This is a genomic window from Methylobacterium sp. Leaf104 (assembly GCF_001422885.1).
Classification (GTDB): Bacteria; Pseudomonadota; Alphaproteobacteria; order Rhizobiales; family Beijerinckiaceae; genus Methylobacterium.
The window spans coordinates 122,114-137,496 of the sequence record NZ_LMMZ01000040.1 but is presented as its reverse complement, the minus strand read 5'-3'; the positions used below and the strand labels follow the sequence as shown (position 1 = coordinate 137,496).

Sequence of the window (15,383 nt, the reverse complement as noted above, 5' to 3'; positions counted from 1 at the left end):
GCGGGCCTCACACGATCCCGCTGCCCTCGAAGGGCCAGGGCCGGCCGAGCTGTGCGGCGACCTTCGCGGGTTCGTGACCGACCGCCGCGACGGCGGCCTCGACCGCCTCGCGCGGCACCTCGAAGCGGCGGGCCCAGTAGGCCAGGGTCCAGGGCTCCGAGACGTTGACGGTGGCCGGCTCGTGGTCGTTGTCGGACGGGGTGCTGCTCATGGCGGTCTCGCGTTGCGGGGTCGGCTCCCTGCCTAACGCGCGGAGGCCGCCGCCGGTGCGTTCTGCGCCCGAACGGCCGTCCAGCCCCGCGCAAGCCATCCTGCGTAGGTCCGCTGCATCGGATTCCTCACCCCCATTGGAGGCGTTGAGCCTTGGGCGTTCTGATCGGCCTCGTCATCGCAATCGGCTGCATGCTCGGCGGCTTCGTCGCCATGGGCGGCCACCTCGTCGTGCTCTGGCAGCCCTGGGAGTTCGTCATCATCGGCGGGATGGGCGCCGGCACCTTCGTCATGGCCAACCCGATGAAGACGGTGGTCGATACGGGCAAGGCGAGCATGGACGCCCTCACCGGCAAGGTGCCCAAGCGCAAGGACTACCTCGCGCTGCTCGGCCTGCTGCACGCCCTGATGCGCGAGCTGAAGACCAAGCCCCGCAACGAGGTCGAGCCGCACCTCGACGACCCGGCCAATTCCGAGATCTTCAAGGCCTATCCGGACGTCGCCAAGAACGCCGACCTCGTTCTGTTCATCTGCGACTACGCCCGGCTGATCCTGATCGGCAACGCCCGCGCCCACGAGATCGAGGCGCTGATGGACGAGGAGATCAGCGGCTACCGCAAGGACCGCCTCAAGCCCTACGGCGCCGTGACCACGGTAGCCGAGGCGATGCCGGCGCTGGGCATCGTGGCGGCGGTGCTCGGCATCGTGAAGGCGATGGGCGCCCTGGACCAGTCGCCGCAGATCCTCGGCGGCCTCATCGGCGCCGCACTCGTGGGGACATTCTTCGGCGTGTTCATGTCCTACGGCGTGCTCGCGCCCTTCGCGATCAAGATCAAGACCATCCGCGAGAAGCAGAACCACGTCTACATCATCGTGAAGCAGAGCCTGATCGCCTACATGAGCGGAGCCGTGCCGCAGATCGCCGTCGAGCACGGCCGCAAGGGCATCTCCCTCGGTGACCGGCCGACCATCGACGAGGTCGAGAACGCCACCGTCAACGGCGGCGCGCAGCGAGAGGCCGCCTGAGCATGGACGGACCCGCCGGGAACGCCGCCGACATCCGCGCCCGCCTGATCGAGGCCGGGGGTCTGTCCCTCGACCGCATGCCGATGCTGAACGTGGTGTTCGACCGGCTCACCTCGGCCTGCTCGGACAACCTCAAGCCGCTGGTCGCCTCGCCGGTCTACTTCTCCTTCGGCGGCTTCGGGAGCGGCCGCTTCGGCGAGATGCTCGACGCCTACGAGAACAACGCGGTGGCGGGCATCTTCCACGCCCCCGAATGGGACAGCCACATCCTCGTCGGCCTCGACCGGGACTTCCTGTTCACCATGGTGGAGGCCCTGTTCGGGGCCGACGGGGCGGAGCCGCCGGTCGAGGACGAGCGCGCCTTCTCGGGCCTCGAGATCCGCCTCGCCCAGACCATCCTCGAACAGGTCGGCCGGGCGCTCGAATCCTCGTTCTCCCTGGTCTCGGCGACGCCGTTCCGCCTGGAGCGGACCGAGACCCGGATGGAATTCGCGGTGATCGGCGGACGCAACAACAAGGCCGTGGAGGCCAAGTTCGCCATCCAGGCGCTGAACCGCAGCGGCGAGATGTTCCTCATCCTGCCCCAGTCGGTGGTCAACCCGATGCGCCCGGCCCTGTCGAAGGTGCTCACGGGCGACACCGCCGCCCGCGACCCGAAATGGACGCAGCAGATCGCCGCCGAGGTGCAGAAGGCGGAGGTCACCCTGCGGGCGGTGCTCGAGGAGCGCCTGCTGACGCTGGGCGAGATCGCCGAGCTCAAGGTCGGCCAGATCATCGGCCTCGACGCGACGCCGTCCACGCGGGTGAAGCTCGAGGGCAACGACCGGCCGCTGTTCTGGTGCCACATGGGCCAGGCGCAGGGCTCCTACGTGCTGCGGGTCGACGAGGCCATCGCACAGGACAAGGAAGGCACGACCGATGACACCGTGGGTTGACACCATCCTCCTCGTGGCCCTCGTGGCCACGAGCGCCTGCGTGGTGCCGATGTACCTCAAGCTGAAGCGCCTCGACCGGACCCAGGCCGAGTACGGCCGCATCCTGACGCAGTCCGGCCACGCCCTGGCCCAGGCCGGCGACGCGGTGCGCAGCTTCAGCACCGAGGGCCGCGAGATCCTGGAGGCGCTGGACCAGCGCCTCGGCGAGGCGCGCCACCTCCTCGCGGAGTTGGAGGCCGCCCGGCGCGATGCTTCGGCCACACGCGGGCCGCAAGTGGCCGCGCAGGGCATCCAGCGCGGCTGAGGCGCGCCGATCCGCTTGCGCCCCGCCCGACTTTCCCCGATCCTTTTCCCTCCGCTGCCGGCCGACTCCTCCCTGACGTTCGATTGCAGCCCCTGACGAGCGGACGATGAGCAACAGCCCCTTCGACGATGCGGACCTCGCGTCCGCCGGCACCGCCCCGGTCTTTCCGACCGTCTCGCCGACCGCCTCGCCCGCCGGCGCCGCGGGACAGGAGGGCGCGGAGGCGCGGATCGGCGACGGCCGCAACCTCGATTCGATCCTGCGCATCCCGGTGCTGATCCAGGTGGTGCTCGGCTCGGCGACGATGCCGGTGGCCAACCTGATGAAGCTCGGACGCGGCGCCATCGTGCCCCTCGACCACCGGGTCGGGGAGCCCGTCGACGTCACGGTCAACGGCCGGGTCGTGGCCCGGGGCGAGATCGTCGTGGTCGAGGAGGACAATTCCCGCTTCGGCGTCTCCCTGACCGAGATCGTGGGTCCGGCCGATGCCGGCCAGAACGGCTGAGGGCGGACCCGTGGCGAGCGTGCCGATCCCCCACCGGGCGCAGGGCGTCCACCGGCACCTCAACCCCGTGGACGAGGTCGCGGCCCTCTTGCTCGCCATGGGCAAGCCGGCCGCCGGCCGCCTGCTGAAGTACTTCGACTCCGAGGAGATCAAGCGCATCACGCGCTCGGCGACGCAGCTCGGCACCGTCAGCGCCCACCAGCTCGACGACATCGTCGAGATGTTCTCGCACGAATTCGCCGCCGACGGCCGCCTCGTCGGCACGGCCGCGGAGGTGGAGAAGCTGCTCACCGGCCTGCTGCCCGCCGACCAGGTCGCCGACATCCTGGCCGACGTGCGGGGCGATACCACGCGCTCGGTCTGGGAGCGCCTGACCACGGTCTCGGAGGGTGTGATCGCGAGCTACCTCGTCAAGGAGCACCCGCAGACGGCGGCCCTCGTGCTGTCGCGCCTCAAGCCGGCGGCGGCCGCCAAGGTGATGGCCCACCTGCCCCAGCCGACCCGCAACACGGTGATGCGGCGGATGCTCAGCTTCAAGCCGGTCTGCGACGCGGTGATCGCCACCGTCGAGCAGGCCCTCCACGAGGACCTCCTCGCCAGCGGCGCCCGCAATTCGGGGGCCGACACCCACGCCAAGATGGCCGACATCATCAACAAGATGGAGCGCACCCAGATCGACGAGGTGCTGACCAGCCTGTCGGAATCGCGCCCGAAATCGGTGGAGATCCTGAAGGGGCTGCTCTTCACCTTCGACGACATCGTCAAGCTCCAGCCCCGCGCCCGCACGACCCTGTTCGACGCCGTGCCGAACGACCGGCTGGTCCTGGCCCTCAAGGGCACCGACGCGGAGTTCCGCGGCGTCATCCTGAGCGCGCTGTCCGCCCGCGTGCGCCGGATGGTCGAGCACGAGCTGAACGGCGGCGAGCCGGCGGCCCAGAAGGACGTGACCGAGGCGCGCCGCAGCATCACCGACCTCGCCCTCGAGATGGCCGGGCGCGGCGAACTGGAGATCAACGCCGGGGACGAGGCCGAAGCCCTCGTCCGCTAGGGACGGCGGCCCGGCCCGGCGCGCGCGATGTCCGACGATCAGGAGAGCAAGACCGAAGCCGCCTCCGAGCGGAAGATCCGCGAGGCGGTCGAGAAGGGCGACGTCCCGTTCTCCCGCGAGGCGCCGGTCTTCGCCTCGATCCTCGGCCTGCTCATCGCCCTCAGCTTCGTGGTGCGCGACGCGGTCACCCCGCTGATGCAGGCGCTCGCGCCCTTCCTCGACCATCCCCGCGACTTCGCCCTGGAGAACAATCAGGACGTCGCCCGCATCCTCGAAGGAACCGCGATCGCGGCCGCGCGCTTTCTGATCCCGGTCGTGCTGATCCTCGGCCTCTGCGGCCTCGTCTCCGCCCTCGTCCAGAACGTGCCGAGCTTCGTGGGCGAGCGCATCCGCCCGCAATGGTCGCGCGTCTCGCCGGCGGCGGGCTGGGGACGAATCTTCGGAAAGTCGGGTCAGGTCGAGTTCCTGAAATCGGTCCTTAAATTTTTAAGCATCAGTCTCGTCGCCCTGCTGCTCCTCCGTTCGGAGGGCAGCAAAGCCGTGAGTGCCATGTTCGCCGACCCGAGTCAGATCCCGGATCTCATCCTCGCCGTCTCGATCCGGCTCATCTCGGTCGTCTGCGTCGCCACCATCGTCATCGTGGCGGCCGACCTGGTCTGGTCGCGCCTGCGCTGGCAGCGCTCCCTGCGGATGTCGAAGCAGGACGTCAAGGACGAGCACAAGCAGACCGAGGGCGATCCCCTCGTGAAGAGCCGCCTGCGCTCCCTGGCGCAGGACCGCTCGCGCAAGCGCATGCTCGCGAACGTGAAGCAGGCCACCGTGGTCATAGCAAACCCGACCCACTACGCTATCGCCCTCCGGTATGCGCGAGATGAGCAGCCCGCACCGCTCGTTCTGGCCAAGGGCAAGGATCTCGTGGCGCTGCGAATTCGAGAAATCGCCGAGGCGAACGGCATTGCGGTCGTGGAAGACAAGCCTCTCGCAAGGTCCCTGTACGACAGTGTCGAGGTGGACCAGATGATTCCCGCGGAGTTCTACAGCGCAGTGGCTCAGATCCTGTTCTTCCTGTTCTCGAAGGCCCGCTGATGACCGAGGCGTCCTCCCCGACCGGAGCCCCGTCCGTGGACGTCCCGGACGTGCTCGCCGATGCCGAGCGCGTGTTCGCCAACGCGATCCGGGACTTCATCGCGGAACTCTGCCTCCTCGACGGCGGCATCCTGATCGGCTGGGTTCAGGCCGCCCGCCACGGCAACATCGCGGACCTCGTCGCCTCCTCCGCCGAGCCCTTCTTCAAGGAAGCGACCATCGCGTACGCGGACGGGGCCGACGTGTGCTTCGACTGGGGCCGCTCGCTGACCGTGGTGCTCGACATGGAGTTCGTGACCGAGCCCGTGACGGTGTTCTTCAAGCTCATCCTCGACGGCGTCTATGTCGGCGTCGCGATCCAGCGCATCCTGGCCGACAAGGGTCCGGACTTCTGCCTGCACGGCTTCGAGACCGCCCTCGCCGAGGCACGCCTGACCCGCGCCGCCGCCTGAGCGGCGGCAGGCCGCCACCGCCCGCGAACCCATCCGCGCCGGTGCCGGCACGAACTGTGACAGTTTGCCGGGCACGGACGGCGCGATCACATCCGCGTGTGTCACGAACGTCATTGACGCCATCGGCGATGCCCGACATTGCTGAATGATAGGCGACTCGATCGGTCCGACTTTTACGTCGGATGGCGAAGTCGTTCCGCCGGCACGACCTACGCTTGTCCCATAACCCGAGCCTTATCCAGCACACACCCAGACCGTCGCAAGATCATCCGGAGATTGATGATGTATGTCCTGGTCGACGAGCGGCCGTCGGTGAATTCCGGCTACAAGGCGAGCTTCGACCGTGAGGGCATCTCCTCCCTCGGCCTCGACCCGCAGGAATTCACCCAGTGGTTCCAGTCCTCCTCCCGGGTCGACCGTGAAGCGATCCAGGGCTTCCTGCTGGGCGATTTCGAGGGCCGGGCGAAATGCGCGACCCTGATCCGCAAGCTGTCGCGCGCGCCCATCATCGCGCTCAGCGACGTGCGCTCCCTCGACCAGACCCTGCAGCTCTTCGAGGCCGGCATCGACGACGTGCTGCCCAAGCCCGTCCATATCCGCGAGATCCTGGCGCGCTCGGAGGCGATCTGGCGCCGGGTGAACGCCCAGGCGACCCCGCCCCGCGAGGCGGCGCCCGAACCCGAGCGCCTGAAGGTGCATTTCGACGGGCGCGACCCCGAGGTCGACGGGGAGGTGCTGCCGCTGCCGCGCCGCGAGCGCCACATCCTCGAATGCCTGGTCCGCAACCGAGGCCGGCGGATGACGAAGTCGCAGATCTACAACATCGTCTACGGCGTCTACAGCAACGGCGTCGAGGAAAGCGTGATCGAGGGCCACGTCAGCAAGCTGCGCAAGAAGCTCAGCCAGCGCCTCGGCTACGATCCGATCGAGGCCAAGCGCTTCATGGGCTACACCTTCATCGGCTGAGGCGGGCCGGACCCGACTGCGCGCCCAGGGCGATCCCCGAAGGGATCGCTCGATCAGCCTGTTCGGCGCTGTCGGTCCGCCGTCGCGGTCTTCGGCCGCTCAGAAAGAACCGGTCGTCTCGACCTCGCCACCGACAGCGGCGGTCTTGGGGGCGGCGACGGGCTTTGCGGAGGAGACGGGCTGAGGGGTGGTGGTCAGGTCCCTGACGCTGCGCACCTGCTGGGTCTCGCGCGCCTGCTCACGGAACAGCGGAGGCGTCAGGTAGAGGGCCTCGCCCGCCATGGCCGCGCCGGTGGCGAGGGTCGCGGAAGCGAGGACGGTCAAGGCGAGGAGGCGGGTGGCGCGCATCTGAATTCTCCGGTTTGGCGGGCGACAGGCCCGCCGTTGAGACCAGAGAACCATATTTTTGTGCGCTGCGGATTGCTCATTTTGCAACGCACCATAATGCGTCGTCGGAAGATTTCACCCACTATAGCGCATGCTCCAGAGGAGGAGATCGCGCTTCCATCAGCCATTGCCATGTTATCAGCGCATAGCGTCGAAAAGTCGGATTCGGCCGTGCAAATTAAATTTTCGAGCATCTCAAGTGTATTTTGACGATGTCCGGTGAGATTCGGCACATCTGCTGTTCTCGTCTCGGCAAGACCGCCCGTTGCTCGAGAATCCGGCTCCCATCATCGACGTTCGATTTCGAGGTCGTCCGACAGCGGCCCGCCATACACGGTGCGAAAGGCCGGCCCTCGTCGACACGCCGTTCACCATGACGGCGCGCTCACGCAGCCGTGAGGGTCCGAAGCGCTCGGTCCGGGCGTTCCTCCGACATGCGGATGTCTCGGTCGGCTCTCCGCGCGCTCCATACCCTGGCGGCCCTGCCAGCCCGCGACGCAGACATGCTCCTCTGTTCCGTGGAACGGCTGTATCGCGCCCAACTGGATGACGGGCATGACGCGAACCGCGCTGCGTTGCGGCGCATCGCCGTCTATCGCCGCGTTCTCGGTCTGCCCCCATCGATGCACCTGATCCAGGAGGCGTGGCAGGAGAGGCGCGCGGCCTCCGCCTAGCGCGAACCGGCCGGGCTCCGACCGCTCGTTGCGGATTGCGCCGGGGCGGGGAGCTCCGCTCCGGACAGCGGCTCCGTGATCAGAGCATCCGGCCGCTTCACCTCGATCTCGACGAAGGCGATCGGGTGGTCGGAGCCGTTCATCACATCGTGCCGGATGCCGGCCGGGCGGCCATAGGCCTGTCCGGCCTCCAACGCGGTGTCGGTGACATGATCGCCATCGTGGACCCGCAGGGTTCCCGCCACCAGCATCACGACGAAGTAGGGCCATCCGTGGGCGTGCCAGCCGGTGACGGCGCCGGGCGCGAAATCCCACCGCGTGATGCGCAGGGTCGCGTCGTCCTGCTGGACCGTGGCAACCGCCGGAATGGTGCAGACGAAGGCCATCGGGGTTCCTTCCTGAGCCGGGACGCGCGCTGCTTCGTGGACGCCCCCGGAGACCGTCCGAGCCCCGCGGATCCCGGAACGCGCCCGCCCCTACTGGCAGAAGCTGCGCGCGCCCGGCGTCCAGGCGCCGAAGCCGGTGGCGACCATGTTGGTGATCACCCGGCAGACATACTGCTTCTGGGCCGGATTGTTGTTGGGCCCCGCATGGTAGCGGGCCACCGCCAGGGTCCAGCTGCCTTCCCGTGCCTTCAACTGCTTGAGGAACAGGGTCGCGTACTCGACGTTCTGGCGCGGGTCGATCATCGCCTCCAGGGTAGCGAATTTCTCGCGGTGGTAATGGTGGTTGATCTGCATGCAGCCGAGGTCGACGAGCTTGATCCCGCTCGCCCGGGCCTGGGCGAGCTGGCTCATCACGTCGGCGGCGCTGGTGCCGAAATAGGCGCGGCCCTGGATGTTCATGGCATAGGGCTGCAGCGAGCCGCGCTTGCCGCTCTCGGTCAGGCCCACCGCGTAGAGCACGCCCAGGGGCACGCCGTGCTTGGCCGAGGCCCCCGCCATCTCGCGCTCGCAGATGTTGGCCGAAGCCGGCAGCGCCGCGGCCTTGCCCGGCGCCGGGGGCGCGCTGTTGGCGAAGCTCAGGCTGAGGCTAGAGATAAACGCCGCTGCGGTCAGGGCTGTTCGAAGCGCTCTCATGCATCCGCTCGTGGAGATCGGGGGCGGACGGATCGCCGCCCCGGGAGGACCGGCCTCCGGCCTGGTCCGGGGTGGCCCGGCCCTGATTGGCGCCGGATTCACCCTGGCTCGGGAAGCCTTGTGCGCCCTGTCCCTGTTGCGAGCCTGGATTCCCCTGCGCGCCCCGGCCGTCCGCCGCGCTCGACGCGACCGTGACGGTCACGCTCTCCGGGCGGTAGCCGCCCTGGCGCAGGAGGTCGTCGAGCACCGCGCCGCCCTCGCGGAGCAGGCGCGCCGAGTCCTCGCGGCTGGCCTGCAGGCTCAGCTCGAGTTGCCCGTCGCGCAGGCGCATCCGCACCAGCACGGTCCCGAGATCGGCCGGATGGAGCTGCAGGGTGAGGAGCTTCAGGGGGCCCTCCCCGGCCGGGGCTCCGGGCAGCGCACCCGCCAAGGTACCGGCCAAGGTACCGGCCACGGCACCGGCCGGCCCGCGCGGCAGTTCCGCCAGGACGGCCGCGGCCACCTGCTGGGCCGGCGCGGAGGCCGGACCCGGCAGGGAGCCGGCGGGCAGGCTCGCTTCGGCGGCCTTCGCCTGGACCGGCTCGGGCGGGGTGCCGGCCGCGCGCGTGGCCGCATCGCCGGAGGCCGGGACCGGCTCGGCGCGCAGGATCGGGCGCGGCGTCGCGGCGGCCCGCTCGATCGCCGCCGGCTCCGCGACCCCGGCGGCCGACTCGGGCGCGGATGCCGCCGCGTCGCGCCGAGGCGAACCCGGCGGACGGCTCCGGTCGCCGGCCGCGGCGGCGGGGATGCCCGGCACGGAGGCCGCGACGGCCGCCGCAGCATCGGGCGCGGCCTGGGCCGCGAGGACGGGCGCGGCGAGGTTCGCCGGGACCGTCGTGTTCGTGAGCTCCAGCCGAGGCGTTTCGGCGGCGGGCGGCACCGGCGGCATGGCCGGGGGTGCCGCCAGGGCGGAGAGCCCCGCCCCGCTCGGCGCGGGTGATGGGCCGGAGGCCTGGAGCGTGGCGGCACCGGGCGGCAGCGCCGCGCCGGCCGCCAGCCCGGGAGAGCCCGGGACGGGAGCATTTGCCGGAGCCGGCGGCCCGGCGGCCGGCGCGGGCTCCGACGATCCGCCGAGGAGGCTCGGCAGAACCGGCGCGAAGTGGGTCTCGCGCTGGAGCACGGCGACGCGGGTCCGCGCCTCGGCGGTCGCGGGCTGCGGCACGAGCCCGGCGACGGCCGGGTCCGTCCCGGCCATGAGGTCCGGCGCGCCGGCCGCGGACGCGGCGGCGGCCTGGCCCGCGGGTCCGGACGCCTGGGCCGGCGCGGCGCGGGCGACCAGGGCTTCGAGGGAGATCGCCTCCGGCTTCGGCGTCGGCATTCCGGCGGGGGCCGCCGCCGGCACCACGAGGGCGAGGAGCGCGAGCGGGTCCGTCTCCTCGCTGGTGGCCCGCGTAGTGGAGGATTCGGCCTCGTCGTCGCGGCGCCGGCCGGGCCGGTCGGCCTCGGGCGTGGCCGAATCCGGCCGGCCCCGACCCGACAGGGCGCCCAGCACCGTGCCGAAGGCGTCGCGCTCGGAATCCGGCGCGTCGGCGCCCGCGCCGCGGGGGCCGAGCGCATCCGGCAGGGCGCGGGGGCCGGGACTGGTGGCACCGAGGGTGTTCAACGCTCGCTCCTCCGCATGATCGCGTCGACGCGCCCGATGGCGTCCTGCGCCCGGGCGATGGATGGGGCGACCGGCAGCACGCGGGGGCCGTCCGGCGCCGCCGGGACGGGAACCGGTGCGGGCGCCCCGGCCCGGATCTCCCGGGCCGTCGACAGCGCGGCGTCCAGGAGGTCGCGGTCGGCGGGCTCGAGCATCGTGCGATCGGTCATCCGCAGGGTCTCGACGGATTCCTCGAAGCGCCCGTCCACCACGACCAGGGCCGCCGCCCGGTAGAGGCGGGCGCGCACCGCCTCCGCCGAGCCGGGCTCCGCCAGGGTGACGCCGCGCTCGGCCGAGAACACCGCCGTGGCGGTCTTGCCCTGGTCGAGGGCGGCGCGGGCGACGAGGAGGTAGAGTTCGCGCCGGCCCTCGGGCTCGATCTCGTCGAGCATGGCCTGGAGGCGCAGGAAGCGGGCCTCGTCGCCGGCGAAGTCGAGGCGGGTGAGCGCGGCGGCGAAGCGCTGGCGGAAGTTGCCGGCATAGACCGAGTGGCGGAAGCGGCGCAGGTACTGCACCGCCAGGGACTCGAACTTGGTCAGGTCGTTGGCCTGGGCCAGCACGAAGATCTCGCGGCGCAGCGCCCCCTCCTCCACCAGGGTGCCGGGGGCGAGCAGGCGGGCGAGGTCGAGGAGGCGGATCGACTGGGTCGGGTCGTCGCGCACCACCAGGGCGGATTGCGCCAGGGCGAGCTGCGCGCCGAGGCTCGCCGGCACCACGAGCGGGTCGATCTTCACGAGGAGCGCGCGGGCCTCCTTCTCGCGTCCCTCGAGATAGGCCAGCGCGCCGAACACCACCGGGCGCTCGGCCTCCGGCACCTTGCCCGAGGCGACGAGGTGGCGCAGCAGCGCCGGCCCGCCGCCGCCCAGCGCGAAGGTCACCGCCGCGTGCACGCTGACCGGATCGGCCCAGGCCTCGGGCGCGAGGCCGAGCATGCGCGACTCGGCCAGGGACAGGAAGGCGCGCTGGCCGTGATGGGCCTGGGCCGAGCCCTGGGCGATCCGGTCCTGGAGCAGCTGAAGGGTGCGCAGGAGCTCGACCGGCAGCGGGCGCGGGGCGACCGGCAGCGGCTCGACCGGTGCGGCCGGGGCCGCGCCGTGGTCGCCGCCGCCGTGGGAATCCGCCGCCCGGGCGGCCGGGACGGCGCAGAGTCCGGCGAGCAGGACACGGGCGAGCAGGCGGCCCACACGGCGCGTCACGGCGGCCCGCATCACTCGGGCCGCGCCCGCAGCAGGATCTCGATGCGGCGGTTCTCCGCCGCCTTCGGATCGGCGGGGTTGCGCGGCTGCCGGTCGGCATAGCCCTCGATCCGCTCCAGGCGCGCATCGGGCACGCCGCCGCGCACGAGCATGTAGGAGGCCATCTGCGCCCGGGCCGAGGACAGGCGCCAGTTGTCGTAGACCTCCGAGCGGAAGGGGCGCGCATCGGTGTGGCCGCGCACGACGATCCGGCCGGGCCGGTCCCTGAGGATGCGCGCGACCTGCTCCAGGGCGCGCACCACCTTGGCCTGCGGCTCGGCCGAGCCGACGCTGAACATCGCGAAGTTCGTCTCGTCGGTGAGGCTGATGAGGATGCCCTCGCCGGTGCGGCGGACCTCCGTCCGGGGCGCCGGAGCGCCGCCCTCCATCGGCAGGACCTTGGCGATCTCGGCCTTGATCTCGGCCATCGCCGCCGCCTCGGCGGCATCGGCCGCCCGCGCTTCGGCCGATCTGGCCTCGACGGACTTCGCCTCGGCCGCCTTCGCCTCCGCGGTCGCCTTGGCCTCCGCGGCCGCCTTCGCTTCCACGGCCGCCTTGGCTTCCGCCTTCGGGTCCTTAGGCGCCTCGGCCTTGGCCAGCAGGGCCATGACCTTGGCGTCGGACTCGCCCGGCAGCGCCGAGGCGACCTTGATCGCCGCCGGCTTCGCCCCCTGGGCGGCCGCGCGCACGTCGGGGCGGGTCTCCTGCGGCAGCGGCGTCACCGTGCCGGTGGATCCGGCCTGCGCGGTGCGGGTCTTGGCCAGCGGCGCGACCTGCCAGTAGAGGGGGTCGAAGGGGTCGCGGGCCGCCTCGCCGCCCTTGATGCCGGGCTCGCCGGTCTCGGTGGCGACCGCGTCGGCCGAGGCCGTCTCCGGTCCCGGTTCGAGTTCGGCGGCAAGCTTGGCGAGGACCGCGTAGGGATCCTGGAACAGGGCCGCCTCGCGGGCGCGGCTGCCCGGCGGGCCGGAGCCGCCCTTGCCGTCGGCCTTGCCCTCGGACTTGGCGTCCGCCTTGCCGCCCTTGCCCTCGGTGGCGCTGTCGCCGGTGCCGCCGTCGGGTCGGCCCTCGTCCGGCGTGGGCTCGCCGGGCTTGTTCTGGGGGTCGCGCAGGCCCTTCCGGTCGAAGCTGACATCGGCGAGCTTCACCGGGTTGAAGTACTCGGCGATGGCCGACTTCGTCTCCTTGGTGGTGGAGCCGATCAGCCACAGCACCAGGAACAGCGCCATCATGGCGGTCATGAAGTCGGCGAGCGCGATCTTCCAGGCGCCGCCGTGGTGACCGTCCTCGTGGTCGCCGTGGCGCTTGATGATGATGATCTCGTGGTGGCCCTCGTCCGCCATCGGGTCAGGCTCCCCGGACCGCTGCGGTCATCAGGCGGCCCCAGGCGCCGAGCTGGGTCTCGATCACGGTCTGGTCGGCCTGCACCGAGACGTCGACGGCCTCCGAGGGCTGGAACGCGACGGCGGCGTCGAAGGGGCCGAGCTTGCCCGACACCGCGTCGAGGAGGTCGGCCGGGCCGCTCACTCGGACCGGAGCGCGGGCGTCGCCGAGGATGCGGGCGAGGCTCTGGGCGAGTTCGTCGACGGCCTGGCGGCGCAGGGCCTCGGTCAGGACCGGCACGAGGAGGTGCCCGACCCGGTCGGTGAGGCCGGCGCCGAGGGCCTGGAGCGCATCGGCGAATCCGGCCGCGAGGCGGTCGCCCTCCTCTGCGCACCAGGCCTGGCGCAGTTCGACGAGGCGCGCGTCGTGGTCGGCCTGCAGGCAGGCGAGCACCGAGGCGGATTCGGCCCCGGCCTCGGCACGGCCGAGGGCGCGCCCGCGCTCCAGGCCCCGGGCCTCGGCGGCGCGGAGCAGGGCCTCGCGGTCCTCGGGCGGCTCGGCGGGCTTGCGCAGCAGGGCCGCGAGCCCTTCCGGGGGACGGGGCGGCGGCGCGGCGGCGGGGGCGGAAGCGGCGGCCCGGGGTGCGGGGGCGCCCCGCACCGGCACCACGGCGTCGGAGAAGTCGGGGAGGAAGCGGGCGATCGCGGGTGCCATCACGCGGCCTCACGCATCAGCCAGCGCTTCAGGATCTCGGCGGCCTGCGCCTCGTCGGCCTCGATCATCTGCTCAAGTCTCTTCTGCGGCGAGCGGTTCAGCTTCTCGGTGAGGTCCTCGATCATGCTGGCGACCGGGTTCTGGCCGGGGCCGGCGAGGCTCGGGACGGCGTCCGGATCGGCGCCGAGCGCGGTGACGTTCGGGCCGGCGAGGGCCGCGTTCGCGGCAGCGCCGGTCAGCGCCTGGGCCTCCGCGGCGGCGGCCAGGGCGCGCGCCTCCTCCTGCTGGGCGGCCGGGATCTCCAGGATGGCGCGCATGGCCGGGCGCAGGCCGAACCAGATCAGCAGGCCGGCGACCAGCAGGATGGTGCCGGCGTTGATCAGGGTGGCCGACTGACGCATCAGCACGTCGGTGAGGCTCAGGGGCGCCACCGGTTCCAGGGGCTGCCCGTCGTTGACGAAGCCGACGGCGGCGACCTTCACGTTGTCGCCGCGGTCCTTGTTGAAGCCGGCGGCCGAACCCACGAGCTGCTCGATCTCGGCCACCTGGGCGTCGATGGCGGCCTTGCTGGCATCCGGGCCGGCCAGGGCCGCGAGGCGGGCGCGGTTGACGAGGACGGCCACCGAGATCTGCTTGATGTTGTAGCCGTCGCTCACGGTCTGGATCGTCTTCGAGGAGATCTCGTAGTTGGTGAGGTCCTCGCGCTTCTGCGTCTCGTTGCTGGCGGTGTCGTTGCCGTCCGAGCGGGCGCGCTGGTCGGGCAGGTTCTGCTGCGTGCTCGTCGGGCGCTGCGAGGCGTTGCGGTTCTGCGAGTTCTCGGTCTCGCGCACGGCGCGGGTCGAGCGCTCCACCCGCTGGTCGGGGTTGAAGATCGTCTCGTTCTGCACGGTCTTGTCGGTGTTCAGGCGCGCCGCGACGCTGACCTCGAAGTTGCCGACGCCGAGATAGGGGGTCAGGGTCCGGCGGATGTTGTCCTGGACCTCGTGGCCGATGGTCTTCTCCAGGGTCGCCATCTTGCCGGTGGGCACGGCGCTCGCATCGTCGCCCGAGAGCAGGAGCGAGCCGTCCGAGCCGATCACCGTGACGCGGTCGGGCTTCATGCCGGGCACCGCCGAGGCGACGAGGTGGCGGATCGACTGGGCGCCGCTGACGTCGTCGGCCGGCTCGGTGCGCACCACCACGGAGGCGGACGGGGGCTGCTGGTCGCGGCGGAACGAGCCGCGGTCGGGCAGCACGATGTGGACGCGGGCGGCCTTCACGCCCTTCATGCCCTGGATCGTGCGGGCGATCTCGCCCTCCAGGGCGCGCACCCGGGTCACCTCCTGCATGAACGAGGTCATGCCGAGGGAGCCGAGGTCGTTGAACAGCTCGTAGCCGGACTTCGCGCTCTGCGGCAGGCCCTTCTCGGCGAGCAGCATCCGGGCCTGGGCGGTGTGGCCGTAGGCGACGAGCACGGCCGCGCCGTCGGCGCTGACGTCGAAGGGGATGTTGGCGTCCTTGAGCACGCTGCCCATGCGGCCGACATCCTCGCGGCTGAGGCCCGTATAGAGCGTCTCCTGCGCCGGACGGCTGAGGTAGAGCGCCCCGAGGCCGACGGCGAGGAAGACCACCACGCCGATCAGCGACAGCGCGGCGATCCGCCGGCCGCCGAGCGCGAGGATGTTGTTCCAGAGCCGTTCGGCGTGCTGAAGACCGGACATTCGGTGGGCTGCTCCGCTCCGGATCCGCGATCCGATAGCGTCCCATCGCCCGCCAGCCTTG

General features: G+C 71.5%; 17 protein-coding genes and 1 pseudogene. 9 read left to right on the top strand and 9 right to left on the bottom strand.

The features are described from left to right. Nucleotides 1-7 precede the first annotated feature (7 nt). Nucleotides 8-211, bottom strand: coding sequence for a DUF3606 domain-containing protein (locus tag ASF49_RS21255; protein ID WP_056477771.1), 204 nt, complete (start codon nucleotides 209-211; stop codon nucleotides 8-10). Between the two features lie 152 nt (nucleotides 212-363). On the opposite strand from ASF49_RS21255, the gene motA reads away from it, so the two are divergent. The 8 genes from motA (at nucleotide 364) to ASF49_RS21215 (ending at nucleotide 6,532) form a co-directional block, all read left to right on the top strand. Continuing rightward, complete coding sequence (motA, locus tag ASF49_RS21250; RefSeq protein ID WP_056477769.1) at nucleotides 364-1,236, top strand: flagellar motor stator protein MotA; 873 nt, start codon at nucleotides 364-366, stop codon at nucleotides 1,234-1,236. 2 nt (nucleotides 1,237-1,238) lie between these two features. Beyond that, complete coding sequence (locus ASF49_RS21245) at nucleotides 1,239-2,171, top strand: flagellar motor switch protein FliM (protein ID WP_056477768.1); 933 nt, start codon at nucleotides 1,239-1,241, stop codon at nucleotides 2,169-2,171. After that, a complete protein-coding gene (locus tag ASF49_RS21240; RefSeq protein ID WP_056477766.1) occupies nucleotides 2,155-2,475 on the top strand; it encodes a hypothetical protein in 321 nt (106 codons plus the stop codon). The genes ASF49_RS21245 and ASF49_RS21240 overlap by 17 nt, the downstream gene beginning before the upstream one ends. A 106-nt stretch (nucleotides 2,476-2,581) precedes the next feature. After that, entirely contained in the window at nucleotides 2,582-2,980 is a 399-nt protein-coding gene (gene fliN / locus ASF49_RS21235; protein ID WP_056477764.1) for a flagellar motor switch protein FliN, read from the top strand. Further along, entirely contained in the window at nucleotides 2,961-4,028 is a 1,068-nt protein-coding gene (locus ASF49_RS21230; protein ID WP_082511459.1) for a flagellar motor switch protein FliG, read from the top strand. The genes fliN and ASF49_RS21230 overlap by 20 nt, the downstream gene beginning before the upstream one ends. Before the next feature lie 27 nt (nucleotides 4,029-4,055). Further along, nucleotides 4,056-5,114 (top strand): flagellar biosynthesis protein FlhB, encoded by a 1,059-nt coding sequence (gene flhB, locus ASF49_RS21225; RefSeq protein ID WP_056477760.1) that lies wholly within the window; start codon nucleotides 4,056-4,058, stop codon nucleotides 5,112-5,114. 35 nt (nucleotides 5,115-5,149) lie between these two features. Then, entirely contained in the window at nucleotides 5,150-5,566 is a 417-nt protein-coding gene (locus ASF49_RS21220) for a hypothetical protein (protein WP_243214821.1), read from the top strand. A 282-nt stretch (nucleotides 5,567-5,848) separates the two neighbouring features. Next, a complete protein-coding gene (locus ASF49_RS21215) occupies nucleotides 5,849-6,532 on the top strand; it encodes a response regulator transcription factor (protein ID WP_056477755.1) in 684 nt (227 codons plus the stop codon). A gap of 99 nt (nucleotides 6,533-6,631) precedes the next feature. On the opposite strand, the gene ASF49_RS21210 is transcribed toward ASF49_RS21215, so the two are convergent. Beyond that, nucleotides 6,632-6,880, bottom strand: a complete 249-nt coding sequence (locus ASF49_RS21210; protein WP_056477753.1) for a hypothetical protein — start codon at nucleotides 6,878-6,880, stop codon at nucleotides 6,632-6,634. A gap of 542 nt (nucleotides 6,881-7,422) precedes the next feature. Between ASF49_RS21210 and ASF49_RS21205 the strand changes: the two genes are divergently transcribed. Continuing rightward, nucleotides 7,423-7,593, top strand: coding sequence for a hypothetical protein (locus tag ASF49_RS21205; protein ID WP_156653138.1), 171 nt, complete (start codon nucleotides 7,423-7,425; stop codon nucleotides 7,591-7,593). 80 nt (nucleotides 7,594-7,673) lie between these two features. Here ASF49_RS21205 and ASF49_RS21200 read toward each other — a convergent pair. The 7 genes and pseudogenes from ASF49_RS21200 to fliF form a co-directional block, all read right to left on the bottom strand. After that, nucleotides 7,674-7,979 (bottom strand): annotated as a pseudogene (locus ASF49_RS21200) (cupin domain-containing protein); the annotation flags it as partial. Nucleotides 7,980-8,069: 90 nt separating this feature from the next. Further along, nucleotides 8,070-8,672: a transglycosylase SLT domain-containing protein gene (locus ASF49_RS21195; protein ID WP_082511457.1), complete on the bottom strand. Its 603-nt coding sequence runs from the start codon at nucleotides 8,670-8,672 to the stop codon at nucleotides 8,070-8,072. Then, nucleotides 8,626-10,314 (bottom strand): flagellar hook-length control protein FliK, encoded by a 1,689-nt coding sequence (locus tag ASF49_RS21190; RefSeq protein ID WP_056477745.1) that lies wholly within the window; start codon nucleotides 10,312-10,314, stop codon nucleotides 8,626-8,628. Before ASF49_RS21190 ends, ASF49_RS21195 begins: the two co-directional genes overlap by 47 nt. Continuing rightward, entirely contained in the window at nucleotides 10,311-11,549 is a 1,239-nt protein-coding gene (locus tag ASF49_RS21185) for a chemotaxis protein MotC (RefSeq protein WP_243214822.1), read from the bottom strand. Before ASF49_RS21185 ends, ASF49_RS21190 begins: the two co-directional genes overlap by 4 nt. 11 nt (nucleotides 11,550-11,560) lie before the next feature. Further along, a complete protein-coding gene (locus tag ASF49_RS21180; RefSeq protein WP_056477741.1) occupies nucleotides 11,561-12,928 on the bottom strand; it encodes a MotB family protein in 1,368 nt (455 codons plus the stop codon). A 4-nt stretch (nucleotides 12,929-12,932) separates the two neighbouring features. Beyond that, entirely contained in the window at nucleotides 12,933-13,622 is a 690-nt protein-coding gene (locus ASF49_RS21175; RefSeq protein WP_056477738.1) for a hypothetical protein, read from the bottom strand. Further along, on the bottom strand, nucleotides 13,622-15,322 hold the full coding sequence (gene fliF, locus ASF49_RS21170; RefSeq protein ID WP_056477737.1) for a flagellar basal-body MS-ring/collar protein FliF: 1,701 nt from the start codon (nucleotides 15,320-15,322) through the stop codon (nucleotides 13,622-13,624). The genes ASF49_RS21175 and fliF overlap by 1 nt, the downstream gene beginning before the upstream one ends. Between the last annotated feature and the right edge of the window lie 61 nt (nucleotides 15,323-15,383).

Coding starts and splice junctions, on each gene's coding strand:
- fliN (WP_056477764.1), top strand. CDS start 2,582: ATGAGCAACAGCCCCTTCGACGATGCGGACCTCGCGTCCGCCGGCACC.
- ASF49_RS21230 (WP_082511459.1), top strand. CDS start 2,961: ATGCCGGCCAGAACGGCTGAGGGCGGACCCGTGGCGAGCGTGCCGATC.
- ASF49_RS21255 (WP_056477771.1), bottom strand. CDS start 211: ATGAGCAGCACCCCGTCCGACAACGACCACGAGCCGGCCACCGTCAAC.
- ASF49_RS21240 (WP_056477766.1), top strand. CDS start 2,155: ATGACACCGTGGGTTGACACCATCCTCCTCGTGGCCCTCGTGGCCACG.
- ASF49_RS21210 (WP_056477753.1), bottom strand. CDS start 6,880: ATGCGCGCCACCCGCCTCCTCGCCTTGACCGTCCTCGCTTCCGCGACC.
- ASF49_RS21195 (WP_082511457.1), bottom strand. CDS start 8,672: ATGAGAGCGCTTCGAACAGCCCTGACCGCAGCGGCGTTTATCTCTAGC.
- ASF49_RS21215 (WP_056477755.1), top strand. CDS start 5,849: ATGTATGTCCTGGTCGACGAGCGGCCGTCGGTGAATTCCGGCTACAAG.
- fliF (WP_056477737.1), bottom strand. CDS start 15,322: ATGTCCGGTCTTCAGCACGCCGAACGGCTCTGGAACAACATCCTCGCG.
- ASF49_RS21175 (WP_056477738.1), bottom strand. CDS start 13,622: ATGGCACCCGCGATCGCCCGCTTCCTCCCCGACTTCTCCGACGCCGTG.
- ASF49_RS21245 (WP_056477768.1), top strand. CDS start 1,239: ATGGACGGACCCGCCGGGAACGCCGCCGACATCCGCGCCCGCCTGATC.
- ASF49_RS21180 (WP_056477741.1), bottom strand. CDS start 12,928: ATGGCGGACGAGGGCCACCACGAGATCATCATCATCAAGCGCCACGGC.
- ASF49_RS21205 (WP_156653138.1), top strand. CDS start 7,423: ATGCTCCTCTGTTCCGTGGAACGGCTGTATCGCGCCCAACTGGATGAC.
- flhB (WP_056477760.1), top strand. CDS start 4,056: ATGTCCGACGATCAGGAGAGCAAGACCGAAGCCGCCTCCGAGCGGAAG.